The 17147-nt window shown below is 40.1% G+C and carries 13 protein-coding genes; 3 read left to right on the plus strand and 10 right to left on the minus strand.

Annotation, left to right across the window (positions count from 1 at the left end; translation table 11 throughout):
* Positions 1 to 10: 10 nt before the first annotated feature.
* Positions 11 to 946 carry a cytochrome aa3 quinol oxidase subunit II gene (qoxA, locus tag AC0VYO_RS21545; protein WP_194218220.1) on the minus strand — a complete coding sequence of 312 codons (936 nt, stop codon included), beginning with the start codon at positions 944 to 946 and terminating at the stop codon, positions 11 to 13.
* 331 nt (positions 947 to 1277) lie between these two features.
* Here qoxA and AC0VYO_RS21550 point away from each other — a divergent pair, with 331 nt between their 5' ends.
* Positions 1278 to 2069: an SDR family NAD(P)-dependent oxidoreductase gene (locus AC0VYO_RS21550; RefSeq protein ID WP_475368243.1), complete on the plus strand. Its 792-nt coding sequence runs from the start codon at positions 1278 to 1280 to the stop codon at positions 2067 to 2069.
* Between the two features lie 51 nt (positions 2070 to 2120).
* Here AC0VYO_RS21550 and AC0VYO_RS21555 read toward each other — a convergent pair whose 3' ends face one another.
* From AC0VYO_RS21555 to AC0VYO_RS21565, 3 genes are all read right to left on the minus strand, one after another.
* Complete coding sequence (locus tag AC0VYO_RS21555; protein WP_475368244.1) at positions 2121 to 3566, minus strand: glycoside hydrolase family 32 protein; 1446 nt, start codon at positions 3564 to 3566, stop codon at positions 2121 to 2123.
* Positions 3567 to 3632: 66 nt separating this feature from the next.
* Complete coding sequence (locus tag AC0VYO_RS21560; RefSeq protein ID WP_475366239.1) at positions 3633 to 5027, minus strand: sucrose-specific PTS transporter subunit IIBC; 1395 nt, start codon at positions 5025 to 5027, stop codon at positions 3633 to 3635.
* 176 nt (positions 5028 to 5203) lie between these two features.
* Positions 5204 to 6193: a LacI family DNA-binding transcriptional regulator gene (locus AC0VYO_RS21565; protein WP_475368245.1), complete on the minus strand. Its 990-nt coding sequence runs from the start codon at positions 6191 to 6193 to the stop codon at positions 5204 to 5206.
* A gap of 229 nt (positions 6194 to 6422) precedes the next feature.
* On the opposite strand from AC0VYO_RS21565, the gene AC0VYO_RS21570 reads away from it, so the two are divergent.
* Positions 6423 to 7820, plus strand: coding sequence for an MFS transporter (locus AC0VYO_RS21570; protein WP_475368246.1), 1398 nt, complete (start codon positions 6423 to 6425; stop codon positions 7818 to 7820).
* 39 nt (positions 7821 to 7859) lie between these two features.
* Here AC0VYO_RS21570 and AC0VYO_RS21575 read toward each other — a convergent pair whose 3' ends face one another.
* Both AC0VYO_RS21575 and AC0VYO_RS21580 read right to left on the minus strand, forming a co-directional pair.
* Positions 7860 to 9191, minus strand: coding sequence for an NAD(P)/FAD-dependent oxidoreductase (locus AC0VYO_RS21575; RefSeq protein ID WP_475368247.1), 1332 nt, complete (start codon positions 9189 to 9191; stop codon positions 7860 to 7862).
* Between the two features lie 87 nt (positions 9192 to 9278).
* Positions 9279 to 9644: a hypothetical protein gene (locus AC0VYO_RS21580; protein WP_475368248.1), complete on the minus strand. Its 366-nt coding sequence runs from the start codon at positions 9642 to 9644 to the stop codon at positions 9279 to 9281.
* A gap of 232 nt (positions 9645 to 9876) precedes the next feature.
* Between AC0VYO_RS21580 and AC0VYO_RS21585 the strand changes: the two genes are divergently transcribed.
* Positions 9877 to 10953 carry a CotH kinase family protein gene (locus AC0VYO_RS21585; RefSeq protein WP_475366241.1) on the plus strand — a complete coding sequence of 359 codons (1077 nt, stop codon included), beginning with the start codon at positions 9877 to 9879 and terminating at the stop codon, positions 10951 to 10953.
* Between the two features lie 82 nt (positions 10954 to 11035).
* Here AC0VYO_RS21585 and AC0VYO_RS21590 read toward each other — a convergent pair whose 3' ends face one another.
* From AC0VYO_RS21590 to AC0VYO_RS21605, 4 genes are all read right to left on the minus strand, one after another.
* Complete coding sequence (locus AC0VYO_RS21590; RefSeq protein WP_430245471.1) at positions 11036 to 12928, minus strand: cation:proton antiporter; 1893 nt, start codon at positions 12926 to 12928, stop codon at positions 11036 to 11038.
* 351 nt (positions 12929 to 13279) lie between these two features.
* On the minus strand, positions 13280 to 15442 hold the full coding sequence (locus AC0VYO_RS21595) for a DNA topoisomerase III (protein ID WP_475368249.1): 2163 nt from the start codon (positions 15440 to 15442) through the stop codon (positions 13280 to 13282).
* A gap of 164 nt (positions 15443 to 15606) precedes the next feature.
* On the minus strand, positions 15607 to 16515 hold the full coding sequence (locus AC0VYO_RS21600) for an HD domain-containing phosphohydrolase (protein ID WP_303532725.1): 909 nt from the start codon (positions 16513 to 16515) through the stop codon (positions 15607 to 15609).
* A 105-nt stretch (positions 16516 to 16620) separates the two neighbouring features.
* The gene (locus AC0VYO_RS21605) at positions 16621 to 17103 is read right to left on the minus strand and encodes a hypothetical protein (protein ID WP_475366243.1); all 483 of its coding nucleotides are present in this window, start codon (positions 17101 to 17103) and stop codon (positions 16621 to 16623) included.
* Positions 17104 to 17147 lie beyond the last annotated feature (44 nt).

Consider the following 17147-nt stretch of genomic DNA (forward strand, 5'->3'; position numbering starts at 1 on the left):
TCCTCCTCTCTTAATGCGAGTGTTCCTCGGAATCTTTTTCAGAGTCTTCATGGTTCATTTCTGAATGATCCATTTCTGAGGACTCATCTTCATCAGTTGATTCGCCATTACGGACCTTTGTTGCGTATTCAGCGTCCATTCCATGATCAACCCACTGAAGGTGAGTTTCTGAGAATGTCTGCTCTTCTGTATGACCTTTAAGCATCAACTCATTGTATTTCTCTTGAGTAAGTTCAGGTGCGTCTTGCGCCTCTTCTACCCACTCATCGTAATCTTCTTGAGATTCAGCTGTTACAGTAAATACCTGCTCAGTAAATCCTTCACCAGTGAAGTTGGCATTACGTCCGCGATACTCACCAATTTCATCAGCTTGCAAATAAAGTTCTGTCATCATGCCAGACATTGTGTATTCCTGCCCACCAAGTGACGGAATCCAAAATGATCCCATTGAATCTGCCGATGCTAATTTAAATAGAATTGGGTGATCTTCAGGGATATGAAGATAGTTCACCGTTTCAATATTTTCTTCTGGATAGCTAAACACCCATTTCCAATCGACTGATGTCGCATGAATCACGATTGGATCTTTATGAGACGTCGCTTCCGGTGCCTCTTCTAGTGCAAAAATCGTTTGTACAGTCGGCACTGCAAGGACAATAAGAATAATTACCGGAATTACAGTCCAAACAATTTCAAGGAACACATTCCCCTCGATATGTGGAGGTTCGTATTCAGGACCACTCTTACGCTCACGATATTTAACAAGGATGAGTGTAAATAGCACGAACACGACCAAAACAATAAACAGCATAAAGCCAATAGAGAAAAGAATTAAATTCGCTTGTTGTTCTGCTACAGGTCCTTTTGGATCAAGAACGGTTAAGTTACTACAGCCACTCAATACCATCACTGCAAGAAACATACTGAGCGCAAAAAATGATTTCATTCGCTTCACCGCCAGGCCACCTTCCTTTCTTCCTATATATTAGTTAAGTAGATTTTAAACAAAAAATGACAGAAACAACTGTTACCATTGGCTATTGTAGCAGGTTCCTTTCATAAATGTGACAGGTGTCACAAGATGTCAAAAGTTGCTCATGTATTTATCACTTTTTTGTCACATTTCATACATATTTTGTTCAAATTTGTGGAATGATTTAACTTTAATGGATATAACAGCGCTTGCTTCATTTGTCTCTGCTTTTCTTCAGGCACGATCGTTGTCTGTTCAATAGACTAATTGATAAAGTATGACTGTATTTTGAAAGGAGCTTATCATGAACTTACAATTAACTGACAAACTAGCACTTGTTACAGGGTCAACATCCGGAATAGGTAAAGGAATTGCGGAAGTACTATTAAAAGAAGGTGCAGAAGTTATTATCAACGGACGTACGTATGAGCGTGTACAGGATGTGGTGAAGGAACTATCATCACTCGGGAATGTACACGGCGTTGTTGGAGATCTTTCAAAGCAAGGCGAAAGCAAGCAACTCATTGAAGAAGTAAACAAGATTGGTCAGCTCGACATCTTAATTAATAATATGGGGGCATTTGAAGTTAAGCCGTTCACAGACGTATCAGATGAAGAGTGGATGAGTTATTTCCAAACAAACGTCATTAGTGCCGTGAGACTGAGTCGCGAATTTCTCCCTGCTATGCTATCAAGGGATACAGGACGAATCCTGAATATCGCGAGTGAAGCAGGCGTTAAACCACTATCCCAAATGCTTCCATACTCGGTAACGAAAAGTTCTTTAATTAGCTTATCACGCGGACTTGCTGAAATAACTAAAGGCTCAAATGTTACTGTTAACTCTGTACTACCGGGTCCAACATGGACAGATGGCGTAGCAAGCTTCATGGAAGGCGCAGCTGCCGAAGAAAAGAAAGATCTTGATAACTTTACACGAGACTACTTTAAAGACAACGAACCAACATCGTTAATTCAACGTTTTGCACGAGTCGAAGAAGTGGCAAACACAGTAGCCTTTCTCGCGTCCCCATTATCATCAGCGATAAATGGATCAGCTCAGCGTGTAGAGGGCGGAATTATTCGCTCCGTTTAATAGCACCACCCAATATGAAAACCCCTCTGACTTGGTCAGAGGGGTTTTCTGCTATTTTGCTTCAAGTAGCCACTTTGTCGCTTGCACATCTACATAGCCGTTACTTTTAAAGGTAAGACTTACATCATGTTCTTCAGGGAAAAACCTTGATGTGAACACTTCCTCACCATCATTTACAAACACTTCAATCGAGGATGAATCGACATAGAATCGAAGGTTATAAACTTCATCGATGGAGCAGCTTCGCGACTCATCCTTTCCATCAACAAAACTCTTTCGTTTAAACGTTAATATTCCTTTATCAGCATCATAAATCATTTCGGCATTGTTTCGGAAGTTAACAGCAAACGAGTTTTCCACTTTCTGCACATGAAGAAGTAATTCATATGTGGTTCCGTGAAACTCCTCCCATTCCTTTTCTTCATTAGAAAGCGTGATTTCTTTTTTCACTTCATTCTGTCGCATCGCTTCTAATTCCTTCACAGGACGTTGGATAAGTTTATCCCCTTCGTAATAAAGCTCTCGTGGAATGGTTAGCATGTGTATCCATTTGTGTTCGATTGTTGGATGATGCTCTTCTCCCTGCTCAGGCACACCCATCCAACCAATCATCAGCCTTCTTCCGTTCTCATCAAGTGTCGTTTGTGGTGCATAAAATTCAAAACCTCGATCAAGCTCTGTAAACGATCCGTGATTCATCTTTCCACTCACATAATTCATTTCTCCAGAAAGGTACCCTGTTTGATAGACATTTTGGTACAAGTATCCTGTAGGCTTTAGCCCTTGTGGGGAAAAGAGAAGAATATCCTTCCCATCTAACTCAAATAAGTCAGGGCATTCCCACATGAATCCTAAATCACCAATCGGTTCTTCCCCAGAAGCTGTGACGTCCCCTTTCAACATCCAGTCCTTTAAATTGGTTGATTCAAATAAGGCGACTCGACCTTTTTCATTTAGGTTCTGCGTACCAACCACCATGTACCATTTCTCTAAATGCTGCCACACTTTTGGATCTCGAAAATGAGGGGTATATCCTTCAGGCAAGTTTAATACTACGCCCTTTTTATCAAAGTGAATCCCATCTTCTGATTCAGCCAGACACTGATAGGTTTCACGATTTCCCTGCTCATCTTTTACATTCCCAGTATAGAAAAGCATCAATTTATCTTCAGAGACGACCGCACTTCCCGAATAGCAGCCATTCTTGTCGTACCAGTCCCCAGGGGCTAAGGCAATTGGGGCAAGCTCCCAGTTAATGAGGTCTGTCGACGTATAATGTCCCCAGAATTTAGCGCCATGATCCGTTTTAAAAGGCATCCATTGAAAGAAAACATGATAAACGCCCTTCCATTGTATAAAACCATTTGGATCATTTAATAACCCTGCAGGTGGCATTAAGTGAAATGCTGAGCGGCGGTAGTCACTTTCAACCGTTTCACGTTGTGCCTCTATTTCTTTCATTGCAAGATCTTTTAGCTGCTCGTTTCGATCCGTCATAAAAATCACCTAGTTCATTAAAATTTTGAAAAAGGGGATCCGCTTTATTGAGGATCCCCTTCGCTATTATTTATCTAGCATACCGTCTTTGTAGCCAAATGCCCATGTAAGACCAAAGGCAATCCCAATCGAAATGATGTTAACAAGTAGATACAATACAATCTGACTATTCAAGAATAGTAATGTACCTGGGATAACAGTAACTGCAAGGCCCGTCGCTTTTAACTTAAAGAGTGATGCGAGGAATCCGCCGACTGCACCACCGATTAATCCCATGATAAATGGCTTCATATACCGGAGATTGACACCAAAGATAGCCGGCTCTGTAATTCCAAGAAAAGCAGATAAAGAAGATGGAAGGGCTAATGCTTTCAATTTCTTAGACTTTGTTTTCAGGCCAACAGCAAGTGCTGCCCCACCCTGAGCTGCGATTGCCGCAGAAATAATTGGGTTAAATGGATTGTAGCCAAGGTTTTCAAACAACTGAATTTCAAGGAAGTTGAAAATGTGATGAACACCTGTAATAACAATAATTTGATGGAAGAATCCAATGATTAAACCACTTAGACCAAATGGAAGATCAAGAATATAAATCGTACCATCCATGATGTACTCTTCTACCGTATGGAAAATAGGTCCGATCGCAAATAGCGACAAAGTAATCATAATTAACAATACTAGGAACGGAGTTAAAATAAGATCTAGTGCTTCTGGTACTATTTTACGAATTCGTTTTTCTAACTTTGCTCCGAGTAAACCTGCAACAAAAGCGGGAATAACCGAACCTTGATAGCCTACTACTGGAATAAACCCTAGAAACTTAAGTGGCTCTGCATTTCCTGCCGCTACTTCCCATGCGTTCGGAAGAGCAGGCGTAACAAGCATCAATCCGAGTACGAGACCGATCGTCGGATTTCCTCCAAACACTCGGAAGGTTGACCATGCTACAAGCGCTGGTAGGAAGATAAATGCTGTATCCGTTAGAACTTGTGTAAATAGAATAAAGTTATCTGAGATATCCCCTGGTGTTAAGCCGAATAGAGCAAGTATCTCTTCTTGAAGCACAAGACCGCGTAGTCCCATAAATAACCCTGTTGCTACAAGCGCTGGAATGATTGGAACGAACACATCACCAAATGAGCGGATCGCACGTTGAAACGCATTTCCTTGCTTCGATGATTCTTCTTTAATTTCGGACTTAGTAGAACCAGTTGCTCCTAGCGCTGTCACCTCATCATAAATTCGGTTAACAGTCCCTGTTCCAAAAATAACCTGATATTGTCCAGAATTATAGAAGGCACCCTTTACTTTCTCTACCCCTTCTACTCTTTCTTGATCAATTTTTTCTTTGTCGTGTACCATAATTCTTAGTCTTGTTGCACAATGGGCAACAGATTGAATATTCTCCTGTCCACCAATAGCATCAATGACTTCCTGAGCAATCTCACGGTTTGTAGCCATATCATTAACTCCCTTCACATTATATCTTGCGCATGGTATCGATTCCATATTTGGCGAAATAAGAGCGTTTTCATTTCCTCGCTCTTTTTAGTCTATCGTTAAGTAATTAAATAATGAGTGATATGTGAACGATTCCACATTGGTTAAAAAGAAATTGACATCGCTTTCACTAGTTACTATACACTATCCCTTTCAATAAGTCTATAGTTAAGTTTAAGCTTTTTCTTTTCCAAAACTTTCCCTGATAGCTGCTCTAAAATAAGCTGAGCCGTTTTCTGTCCAGCATCTTCATTAAAATAGTCCACAGTTGATAATGCCGGCGTCACGTGGCGGGATAAGTCAGAAGCACCGATACCGAATAATGCCATATCTTCTGGAATGCGAATCCCCTGCTCTTTCAACAAGCCAAGCGCTCCAATCGCCATGCGATCCGTTACGGCAAAAATAGCGGTTGGTTTTAATTTAGATTGCTCCACTAATTGTTTGGCAGCTTCATATCCGGACTCAAATGTAAAGTTCCCATATTGAATCCAACCTTTTTCCACTGTTAAACCGTGCTTTTTCATTGCATCAAGGTAACCCTGTTTCCTCACGATCCCAACAGCATGGTCTGTTTCTGGTACACCTATAAAACCAATGTGGCGGTGACCTTTTTCTATAAGTGACTCTGTCACACTATATGAAGAATGATAGTCATCGTATACGACAGACATGACGCCATTTAATTCCTGTCCAATTGCAACAAAAGGAATAGAAGCATCTGAAATGGTATCAAGTAATTCTTGGTTCCGATTTGTGGCAAGCAAAATAATACCGTCCACCTGACGACTTTTTAATAGCTTTATATTTTGTATTTCTTTCTCAGGCTGTAATTGGGTATTGGTTAGAAGAATCTGATAACCGTTGGCCGCAAGCTCATTCTCGATCCCATTAACAACACGACTGGCTGTTTCAGTACTGATTCTTGGCAGAATAACGCCTATAACGCCCGAACGCTTCGTACGCATTGTTTTCGCATGTGCACTCGGAATATATCCCATCTCTTCCACTGCTTCAACGACGCGCTGCCTTGCTTCATGACTAACATAACCATTGTCATTCAGCACTCGCGAGACTGTTGTTCTTGAAACACCTGCTCGTTTTGCTACATCCTTAATTGTTGGCATAACCGTTCCTCCATCATGACAGTCTTTCCTTAATTCATCATAATCGATCTCACTGCTGTTGTCTATAACTGGAAATATGTGTAGGGAGGACCGATTTTGTAAGTCTCCTCAGTTTACTTCTAATGTAATGCCCTCTATGATGTAGAAGAGTGTGTGTTATTTCGTGATACTAAATAAATAGCGTTAATAGATACTCCAAAAAAATAACTTTATTTAAAGGAGGGCTGCTATGACAGACCACTATGAACATGAAAATTTAGATGCATCAGCGCGGAAAAAGCTAATTATTCTTGTCTGTACGATTCTAGCTTTTGCCGTTATGAATGGAACGATGTTCAACGTTGCCATTCCTGATATTGCTGCATCTTTTAATCTCAGTCCATCAGAAGTAAGCTGGGTGTTAACTGGATATATTCTTGTATTTGCCATTGGCTCTCTTATGTACGGTAAGCTAGCGGATATCTATCCAATCAAAACTCTTTTTACTATAGGGATTAGTATTTTTGCTACAGGGGCCTTTATTGGTTTTCTTTCTCCCAACTATACTACTCTTCTAGCAGCACGAATACTTCAAGCAATTGGTGGCGCAACGATTCCAGCGCTTGCCTTTATTGTTCCGATTCGGTTTCTCCCTAAAGAAAAAGGAAGAGTGTTTGGATTGATCTCTTCCACTGTTGCTTTTGCTTCCGGTGTAGGTCCCATCATCGGTGGCGTTGTAGGAGGTACGCTGAATTGGCGCTTCCTTTTCCTTTTCTCTGTTGCGACTGTATTTGCCATTCCGCTCTTTAGAAAATGGCTACCCAATGAAGAAAAGCGTTCAGGATCTATTGATTTACCAGGTGCTGCGCTTATGGCCGTATCGGTAGCATCACTGTTGTTCTATATTACAACGTTCCTTTGGTATTTACTCGTCCTCTTTACCGTCTTTTTCATTCTATTCTTATGGCGAACATTTACGATTACACACCCATTTATCGATCCCGTTATATTGAAAAATACCAAATACACGATTACCGTGTTAACTAGTTTCCTTGGAACTTCCGCGCTCTTTGGATTGATCTTCGTCATCCCGATTATGTTGCGAGAGCTTAACGGGCTATCAACCTTAAATATCGGTCTTGTCTTATTTCCCGGGGCAATGGCTGCTGGGTTAATCGGCCAAATCGGTGGTAGAATCATCGAACAGCGTGGCGCAATACTTGTTGTAAAAATAGCGCTTCTTCTGATCGCAAGTGGAACATTTTTCATCTCAACGTTTTCAGGTTACAACGCATGGGTCATTGCACCGTGTCTATTAATAGCTTATCTTGGGTTTCCACTCATCCAAAGTTCAACAGCTGATCTTCTGTCTTCCATTCTACCTGATAATCAAAATGGTGTAGGTATGGGGGTTTTCAATTTATTGAACTTCCTTGCTGGCGCTTTTAGTTCAGCTATTTTCGGAAGGCTTCTTGAAATGAAAAACGTTACTTTTTCAATGAATCCACTTTCAAGATCAGGAAGTAATCTTATTTTTAGTAACTTGTACCTTGGGTTAACCTGTATTGCTCTGCTCGCATTTGCCATCTTCACTTTGAAATTTCTATCAAAACGTGAAAAAGCACTATCCGAATCATCTGCGTCATAATAAGCAATCAAAAGATCGGCCATAGAGCCGATCTTTTTCTTACATCAAATTTGCAACATATAAACCGCTTGCTGCTGCCTGTGATAGAGAATGCGTTTCACCAGAGCAATCTCCGATCAAAAAAAACCCTTCTATCTCTGTTTCAAATTGATCATTTGTCTGGATCTTAGCTTCATAAAACTTCCCATCCATACCATATAGTAACGTCTCTTCATCAATTGGCTCAGCGATCAACTTTTCGAGGCAATCAAGAAACTCCTGAAGCGCACGAAGATAGATGTTGGGCACTTCGTCTATCAAGTTCCCAGCTTCTCCATCAAGGGAAGGAACAATTGAATTCGAACTTAGGATTGTCGAAGTTGTAGCCTTATGTTTTTTTAAATCCCGCAGACGCTGGACAACAATTCGATCCCTTTCTCTATTAATCCCCCTAATAATTTGCTGTGCAGTGTGATCCGCTTCCTCTTTCGAAGAATAAAAAGAAGGAACAAATAAAGTGAAGTTCAAGTTGTTTCCTGGAGCATTCTTTTCCCTTTTATTCTGTCCATCGGGCATAACAAGTCCGTGTTGATATTTCCTTATGATTCTCCCATTTGGGTTCATACAGTACGTCGTTCCTTCAAATGCCTCTCGTTGGATATGAAGCTTCGTTTCGAACGTATCCTTCAAAATGGATGTGAGCTGATCACCTCGCATTTCTACTCGGATACCCAAATCAAGGCGAGCAGGACCAGGCACGAGACCAAACTGTTCACATTGGGCATACATCCACTCACTTCCGCTATTGCCTGTCGAGATAACAACATTTTTTGTTTTCATGATTCCTTTTGATGTATCTATGTCAAAGTATTCTGCTTTTTCAATCGAGTAAACGTCCGTTTCAAATCTTAAATCGATTCTTTCTAACAAATACTCATACAAATTTTGAAACACTTCAAAAGAAAGGTTTGTTCCAAGGTGTCTAACTGATGTCGTGAACACATCTAATCCTACGTTTTTGGCTTTCTCCTCTAACTCCGAACTGTATGTATGATAGAGCTCAGCCTTGTCCCCGCCAAAAGAACAAAGAATGCGGTCGACTTCCCACATCAATTTTTCCGACTGAGCAGTACCCATTTTTCTACCGAGACTACCACCAAAATCATTCGTATAATTAAATTTACCTTCTGATTTACCTAGCCCAGCAAACCCTATGTATTGGTCACAAACGTCACAAGAACATTCTTGTTGTGAACGAGCCCTACAATTTCGGTCGGTAAGCTTCTTTCCTTTATCGATTAACATAATTTTATATTCTGGATGTAGCTCTGTTAACTGATATGCCATAAAAATACCACTAACTCCAGCTCCAATGATCGTGACATCGTACATGGCACTACCTCCACTCTTTTTATTTAAAAGCATACCACATCAAAAGGACTGATCTCTAAAAATCAGTCCTTTAAATGAAAGCAAATATTATCTAACGACGTCCTCTTGAACGTCTGCCACTTGATCGTCTTCCTGAGCTACATCTGCCGCTCGAACGCCTACCTGAGCGTCGGCTGCGTCGGCTGCGACGGTTACTACGTCTCCCTGTCGAGAAAAGTCCAGAGCGCACGCCGCACGAGCGTTTGCCTGAGCTACGTCTGCCGCTTGAACGCCTACCTGAACGTCTTCCTGAGCTACGACGTCCTGAACGTGAACGCTTCCCTGAGCTACGTTTTCCACTTGAGCGACGACTACGACAACCGCTCGAACCTTTACCTGAACGACGACCAGATTTCTTCCCTGACTTACGCTTGCCACCTCTAGCTTCGATCGGGTTTTGAATAAGAAACTCATCAAGACCTGCTTCCTGAGCTTGTTGTAATAGCACCTCTACATTCATTGAAACATTCTTCAACACTGTTTGCTCCCTTCCCTTATCTTCTGCTTTAGCATTACTATATGATATGAAGAAATGAAGAGCTTGTTCAGTTCCTACGGAAAATTCCACTCTCTCCCATTTAAGTGGCATGATCTCATATGACCTCATATCTTGTTATGAGTAGGAAAAGGATAAAGGAAGTGACGTATGAGCATTCCACACTATCATTTATCGATCGATAAAAAAGGTATGAAAAAGCTAAAGAAAGATAAATGGAGCGATCAACTTGTACCAGCTGTTTTACAAGTAGACCAAACGAATTATGAGGTGAAAACAACTTATCGTGGCGCACACACGCGAAAATTCAAAAAAAAATCCTATATGGTTGAGTTTAATGACAAGAACTTATTTCATCATCAAAAAACACTGCACTTAAATGCCGAATTCAATGATTATTCATTATTAAGAAGTAAGCTTTCTTTCAATTTATTTCATAAATTGAATGTACTAACTCCTAATGCTGAACACATTATGCTCACACACAATAACCTCTTCTCAAGCATCTATTTAAAACTGGATTCGATAGATGAATTTTACCTTAACAATCATAACCTACCAGATGGGCCCATTTACTATGCTCAAAATGATGACGCCAATTTTTCACTCCTTCGACCTGATGATTACAAACCGAAGAAATCATTGCTTGATGGATATATGAGAAAATATGGATTGGAATCAGACGATCATTCAGTTGAAATTCTTCTATATAAAATCAACACATTATCACAAGAAAAGTTTATAACTGAAATAAACAATTTAATAGACGTTGAAAAATATTTAAACTGGCTATGTGGCGTCGTTTGCACACAAAACTTTGACGCCTTTATTCAAAACTACGCCCTTTACCAAAACAGAGAAACCAATCGGTTTGAAGTTATTCCATGGGATTATGACGCTACGTGGGGGCGAGATATTAACGGAAGAATGATGGAACATGACTATATCCCCATCAGTGGCTACAATACGCTTACAGCGAGACTACTAGCCTGTCCTACCTTTAGAGCTCGATACAAATTAAAACTTGAGCAAACAATCGAAACATTCTTTACCACCAAAGAACTTGAAAAAGAGATCAATGAACTTCACCAGACTTTGAGACCTTATGCCCTTAACGATACTTTTCTAAAAAATAAACTAAGCTACTTTGATTCCGAACCTGACTTTATACTTCAATACATCCGAGACCGAGTGAATTTTATAAAGAAAGAATTGGCCGATTTTTAGAGGGATTTTTAGCCGGTGCCTGTCACTCTAATGAGCCTAAACACTAAATGAAAATAACCAAAAAGCCCCCAAATGGGGGCTGTTACTCATTTTCTTCCTTCTGTTTCTTCTGTTCTTTATCTTTTTCTAGTTTCTCATCGGATCGCTGCTTCTCAAGCTTTTCTCTAATCCGATTAAATTCTTTACTAGGTGGCATCAAACTAACAATAACATCACCTGCTTCAGCTCTCGTTTGAGAGTCATGGGCGAAGAACTCCAAACTTCCAGATGGCTTTTTCACAAAAAGCATGATCGTTTCATCGTCTCTTTCTTCAAGGTATTGATCATAAGCATATTGCTGAGTGATGTTTGTTTTACGCAAAACATACCCACTTTCTACCTTACGATTCAGGCTTTCCCATGTAGCTCCTTCTTTAAAGGCTACACGTCCACCGATCGTGTGAACAAGCTCCTCAAGGTCATCTCCTCGATCGTTACGTAAGCTTAACTGGAAGAGGTTATTACGACCAATCTCCGGAACGAACGTCGTACAAACGAGCGCATTGTAAGAATCGAGCTCCGTAGCTGCAAGCATATACTCGTAAGGGGTGAGATCAAGGCGATACTCTGTTTGCTCAGAGAGTATTTCTCCTCTATAAAAAGGTACTCCTGCTTTTCTCGTTGTAAGCAGCCTTTGCCATGATGAGTCTGTAATTAATACAGGGATTTTAAGGTCTTTCAGCGTTTTGGATAATGCCGTAGAGAACGTACTACCCCCAACAATCAGAACGCCGGGCTGGCCATCACTCGCTAGTCCAAGCTTCTCAGCAGTCCAACGAATAGAAAAGCCGTGAACCACAACAGTAGCGAATACTAATGCAAACGTAAGCGACATTAATATTTTTGCATCCTCAAATCCTGCATCAAGTAAAACACTAGCAAAATAGCTCGCTACGGTTAATGCTACAATACCTCGCGGCGCAATCCAGCCAACAAGCGTTTTTTCTTGCCATGATAAATCCGTTCCAATGGTTGATAACCAAATGGATAGTGGTCTTACTACAAATAACATCAGAATTACGAAGACCAGTATTTGCCAATGGAAAATTTCAAGCAAAGTGTCAACTGATAAAGAAGCTGTTAGCATGATGAAAATCGTCGAGATCAATAGCACTGATATATTTTCTTTAAAATGCCTCATATCATCAATCGAAGAGATATGCATGTTGGCAAGAGTAATACCCATTGCCGTAACAGCAAGCAGTCCAGTTTCATGCGTGATTTCATCAGCCACTGCGAAACAAAGAATCACCACTGCGAACACGACTGGAGATTTCAAGAATTCAGGTACATAACCTTTCTCGAACATCCAACCTACTCCGCGACCACATAAGAAGCCAAATAATGTCGCAAAAAGGGATCCTAAGAAAAAGACAAGTAGGACGGTTGCCGTTGCTTCTTCTACTTTTAAGAATTTAATAATTTCGAATGCAAATACAGCGAGAAGAGCCCCAAGTGGATCAACGATAATCCCTTCCCACTTTAATATTTTCGCGGGTCTTGGTTTTAGTTTGGCTTGCCTCAATAACGGCAAAATGACCGTAGGGCCAGTGACAATAAATAATCCACCAATAACAAATGCTACGCCCCAAGATAGACCTGCAACGTAATGGGCTGATAACGAACCAAGGAGCCACGCTAGAAAAGCTCCTATCGTTACAATTCTTCCAACCGGTCTTCCAAGCCCTTTAATCTCACGAAAATCAAGATTTAGACTTCCTTCAAATAAAATAATAGCAACTGCGATAGATACAAACGGGTCAAATAAGTCACCAAATACATCTTCTGGATGAAGTAATCCAAAAAGCGGACCGACAAGCAATCCAATGATGGACATAACGACAATGGCAGGGAAGTGAAAACGCCAGGCAATCCACTGTGAAAAGATGCCAAGGGCACCCACAAGCATAATATTAAATAAAATCGAATCGACCATGGATAGCCTCCTTATGTTTAACAACTGCTAGTTCTTCATTTCTATTCTGTCCTTTGTATATAACTTCACTATAATCGAAGTGAACAGAAATGTTTGAAAATATGCTCAAATTTGTAGATATTAGTAAAAAAGATGGAAAGTCTATTACCTGCCGTCATTTTATACGTAATTACCTGTTAAAGGCAACTATCTACTCTTTTATTAGTAATGAATTCCTACTGACAAGGGATGTACTGTGATTGGAGTATTACCCTCTAAACTACAAAACGAACCTATTCCCCCCATCTTATTATTTTGTCATTACAATATTAACATCGCTATGAAAAAAGAAGCAGGTCCCCCTGCTTCCTGTTATTTATCTTGATCAAGTTTTAATTTCGCTAAAGCATCAGCAAGAGCTGTATTAACTGGTTCATCCTGGCCCTGGTGTTTCATATATTTTGATACGTCTTTCTTCGTTGCTTTGGTATTCTTTTCCTTTTTCCGTCGTTCATTAAACGTCGATAGCTTTTCACGATGACCGCACTTGCATATAAATGTCTGTGCGTCTCCCTGTCCATGAAGCTCGAGCTTTTTCTTACACTTAGGACATCTAGCATTCGTTACTTTACTTTTCCCTTTACGGTACCCACATTCTCGGTCCTGACAAACGAGCATTTTCCCCTTCTTACTTTTCACTTCGAGCATTAAATTACCACATTCGGGGCATTTCGTTCCCGTCACGTTATCGTGCTTATATTTCTTCGTACTTGATTTGATCTTCTGAACCGTTTCATTTGCGTAAGCCTTCATCTCTTCAATAAATGCCTGCTTCGATAGTTCGCCTTTTCCAATCGCTTCAAGCTTTTGTTCCCATTCTGCCGTTAGAGCCGGGGATTGTAATTCGTCTGGGACAATGTCTAACAATTGCTTTCCTTTAGATGTAATTGTTAAGTCTTTGCCATTCTTTTCAATCAAAAAGCTATTAAATAATTTCTCAATTATATCTGCACGCGTTGCAACGGTTCCTAGCCCACCTGTCTCACCAAGGGTTTGGGCTAGCTTCTTATCCTGATTACCAAGAAATTGAGCTGGCTTCTCCATTGCAGTTAAAAGAGTTCCTTCATTAAAACGAGACGGCGGATTTGTTTTTCCTTCGGTTCTTGTAAGAGAAAGAACTCGAAGTTCCTGTTTTTCTTTTAGCTCTGGAAGAATGACATCCGCTTCTTCAGTATCGTAAACTTCTTTCCAACCAGCTGAAAGAACACGTTTGCCTTTCGCATCAAAACGCTCTTGGCCAATCTTCGCAACAACCGTGACTTGTTCGTATTCAAATGGAGAGTATAGTGCTGCCACAAATCGCTTTACTATGAGATCATAAACCTTACGATCCTTATCGCTAAGCTCGCGAATAATGGGTGTTTGCTCCGTAGGAATAATGGCATGATGATCAGAAACTTTTCGATCGTCAACAATGTGCTTTCCAGTTTGAATTGGGTTCCCAAGTACTTTTCTAGCCGTTTTCTCATAAGGTGCCACTGCTTCTAGTCGTTCTTTTAACGTATCCTTCATATCAGAAGACAAAAAGCGAGAATCTGTTCGAGGATATGTGACGAGCTTATGCTGCTCGTACAGGCGTTGTGTAGCTGAAAGAGTTTCCTTTGCAGAGAAGCCATAGCGTTTGTGAGCGTCTCTCTGTAATTCCGTTAAATCATATAAACCTGGAGCGAACGTCTTTTTTTTAGCTTTTTTCACTTCTTCAATCTGAGCTGGTTTGCCCGATAAATTCTTTAGGTAAGTATCTATTCTGTCTCGATCAAATACGCGCGAATCATTCGATTTCGCATCGCGATAAGTTAATGTAAAACCATCCACAACAGCAGAAATCCCATAATAGCGTTCAGGTTCAAAGGCTTTTATTTCTTCCTCTCGCTTTGCAATAATCGAAAGCGTTGGTGTTTGTACTCTGCCACTAGAAAGCTGTGCATTGTATTTTGTCGTAAGCGCTCGAGTTGCATTAAGACCTACATACCAATCCGCTTCAGACCTAGCTGCAGCTGCCTGGTATAGGTTCTTGTACTGATTTGCCTCTTTCAAATTCTTAAAACCATCACGAATCGCTTTATCCGTTACAGAAGAAATCCAAAGTCTTTTTAACGGTTTTTGGACACGTGCTTTTTCAATAATCCATCGTGCCACAAGTTCCCCTTCTCGTCCCGCATCAGTGGCAATAACAATTTCACTAACATCTTTCCGATTCATTTGCGTTTTTACAACGCTAAATTGCTTCCCACTTCTTTTAATAACAACTAGCTTCAGTGGGGCAGGAAGCATCGGTAAGTCCTCTAGCTTCCACGTCTTGTATGCTTCATCATAAACTTCTGGATCAGCTAGTGTCACAAGATGACCAAGCGCCCATGTGACGATATAACGGTCTCCTTCAAGAAAACCATTTCCACCTTTTGTACAATTCAATACCCTCGCAATATCACGTCCAACAGAGGGTTTTTCTGCAAGAATAAGCTGTTTACCCACAATACCAATCTCCTCAAATATCGATTCTTTTCTATTTACTATCATACCAGCTTCGATGTTACACGTGAAACAATGGAAATAAGATACTGTTTCTTTCGCTATAAAGTTTGTAGAAGATAGATGAACATACAAAAAAAGAAGATGTTATCCCATCTCCCCTTTTGTTAAACCTTATTAAGTATGCCATCTTCAATTAAAACCTCTTCAAGAGCATCAACGACTTCAGCGTCATATAAGACACCTGAAAGACGCTTTAATTCATTCATGGCATATTCTGGCGTATACGCTTTTCGATAAGAACGATCGTCTGTCATCGCGTCGTAGGAATCGCTGACACCGATGATCTTCGCGCCAATCGTAATTTCTTCATCCTTTAAACCATCTGGATAACCAGAACCATTAAGTCTCTCATGATGTTGGTGAATAATGTTGCTGACATCAGCATAATATGTGTCCTTTATCATCTCTGCTCCATCGGCTGGATGCTTTTTGATAATGTCATATTCTTCATCGGTTAGCCCACCGGGTTTGTTGAGAATTTCTTCAGGGACATTAATTTTGCCTACGTCGTGGAGGATCGACGCAACAATTAAATTATCAACATTTTCTGGAGATAGATTCATCTTTTTACTAATTTTCATACTCATACTTTGTACACGTTCACTGTGTTCTTTTGTATATTTATCTTTTTCCCCTACGCTCTTAACATTTTGTATCAATTTAATGATGTCTTCACTAATCAATCTAAATGTAGGTTCATTAATAACCCAAAGAAGATGCGCTTCAGCTATAACCTCAAAGAATATTAATTCTGTTATAGCTTTAACTGAAAAATAATCTCCTTCATTTAAAACGAGGTCCTGATCCTCACACTTTATTTGTCCTTTAAGAATATAGAAAAACTCATATGCATCAGGGTTCTTACCAGGATAAATATAAAAAGCCGTGTTTTCATTTATTGTATGGATCATAAATTCAAGGCCTGCTCCCTTAGCTAGTAAACTTAGGGAGGCTGATTCTTGTTCTACACTTTCAAGATATGAATTCTTTCTTCCAACAACAAGACCATTCACCATTTACCCTCCTCGAGTGCGGAACAATAGATTTATATGTATTCATTATATAGTGCTTTTAAGATACAAAAAAGGTACATCATGAAATTGATGCACCTTTTTTGGTCATGGCCCGATAACTTTAATCGGATCAACCCATACCCAGCGGTCTCCAATTTGTACGTACACCCATGAACATTCAGCCTGAATGCCCTCTTTAGCAGCTTCTGCAATCATGTCTGCAGTCATTTTGTTTGTTTTATCAATTAGATTGTCAATTAGTTTATCAAGTTCTTGATTGTATTTAGAAGTAAGTTCAGCTTTCTTAGTCTTTACTTCTTTCTCTATCTTAGCAATTTCAGCGTCTGATTTCCCATCCTGACGAGCGGTAGCGAGTGTTGCATCAAGCTTAGTTGTTTCAAGAGAAAGCGTTGACAATAGTTTGTTACCTTTAACCTGTGCTGTTTGAATCTCTTCTTCAATCTTAACATTTGTTTCTTCAATTTTCTGTAAAATATCACTGTGATCATTTTCTGCTGCAAAAGTTCCAGTACCCATGAACATAAATAGTGCAACTACTGAGAATAAAGCTACGATTAACTTTTTCATTTTAATCCTCCCCTAGTAAACTCGTATTCTGTGAAAAGATAGAA

The organism is Anaerobacillus sp. 63XJN7_4_ISO-PGPR-S23-413, assembly GCF_056173725.1.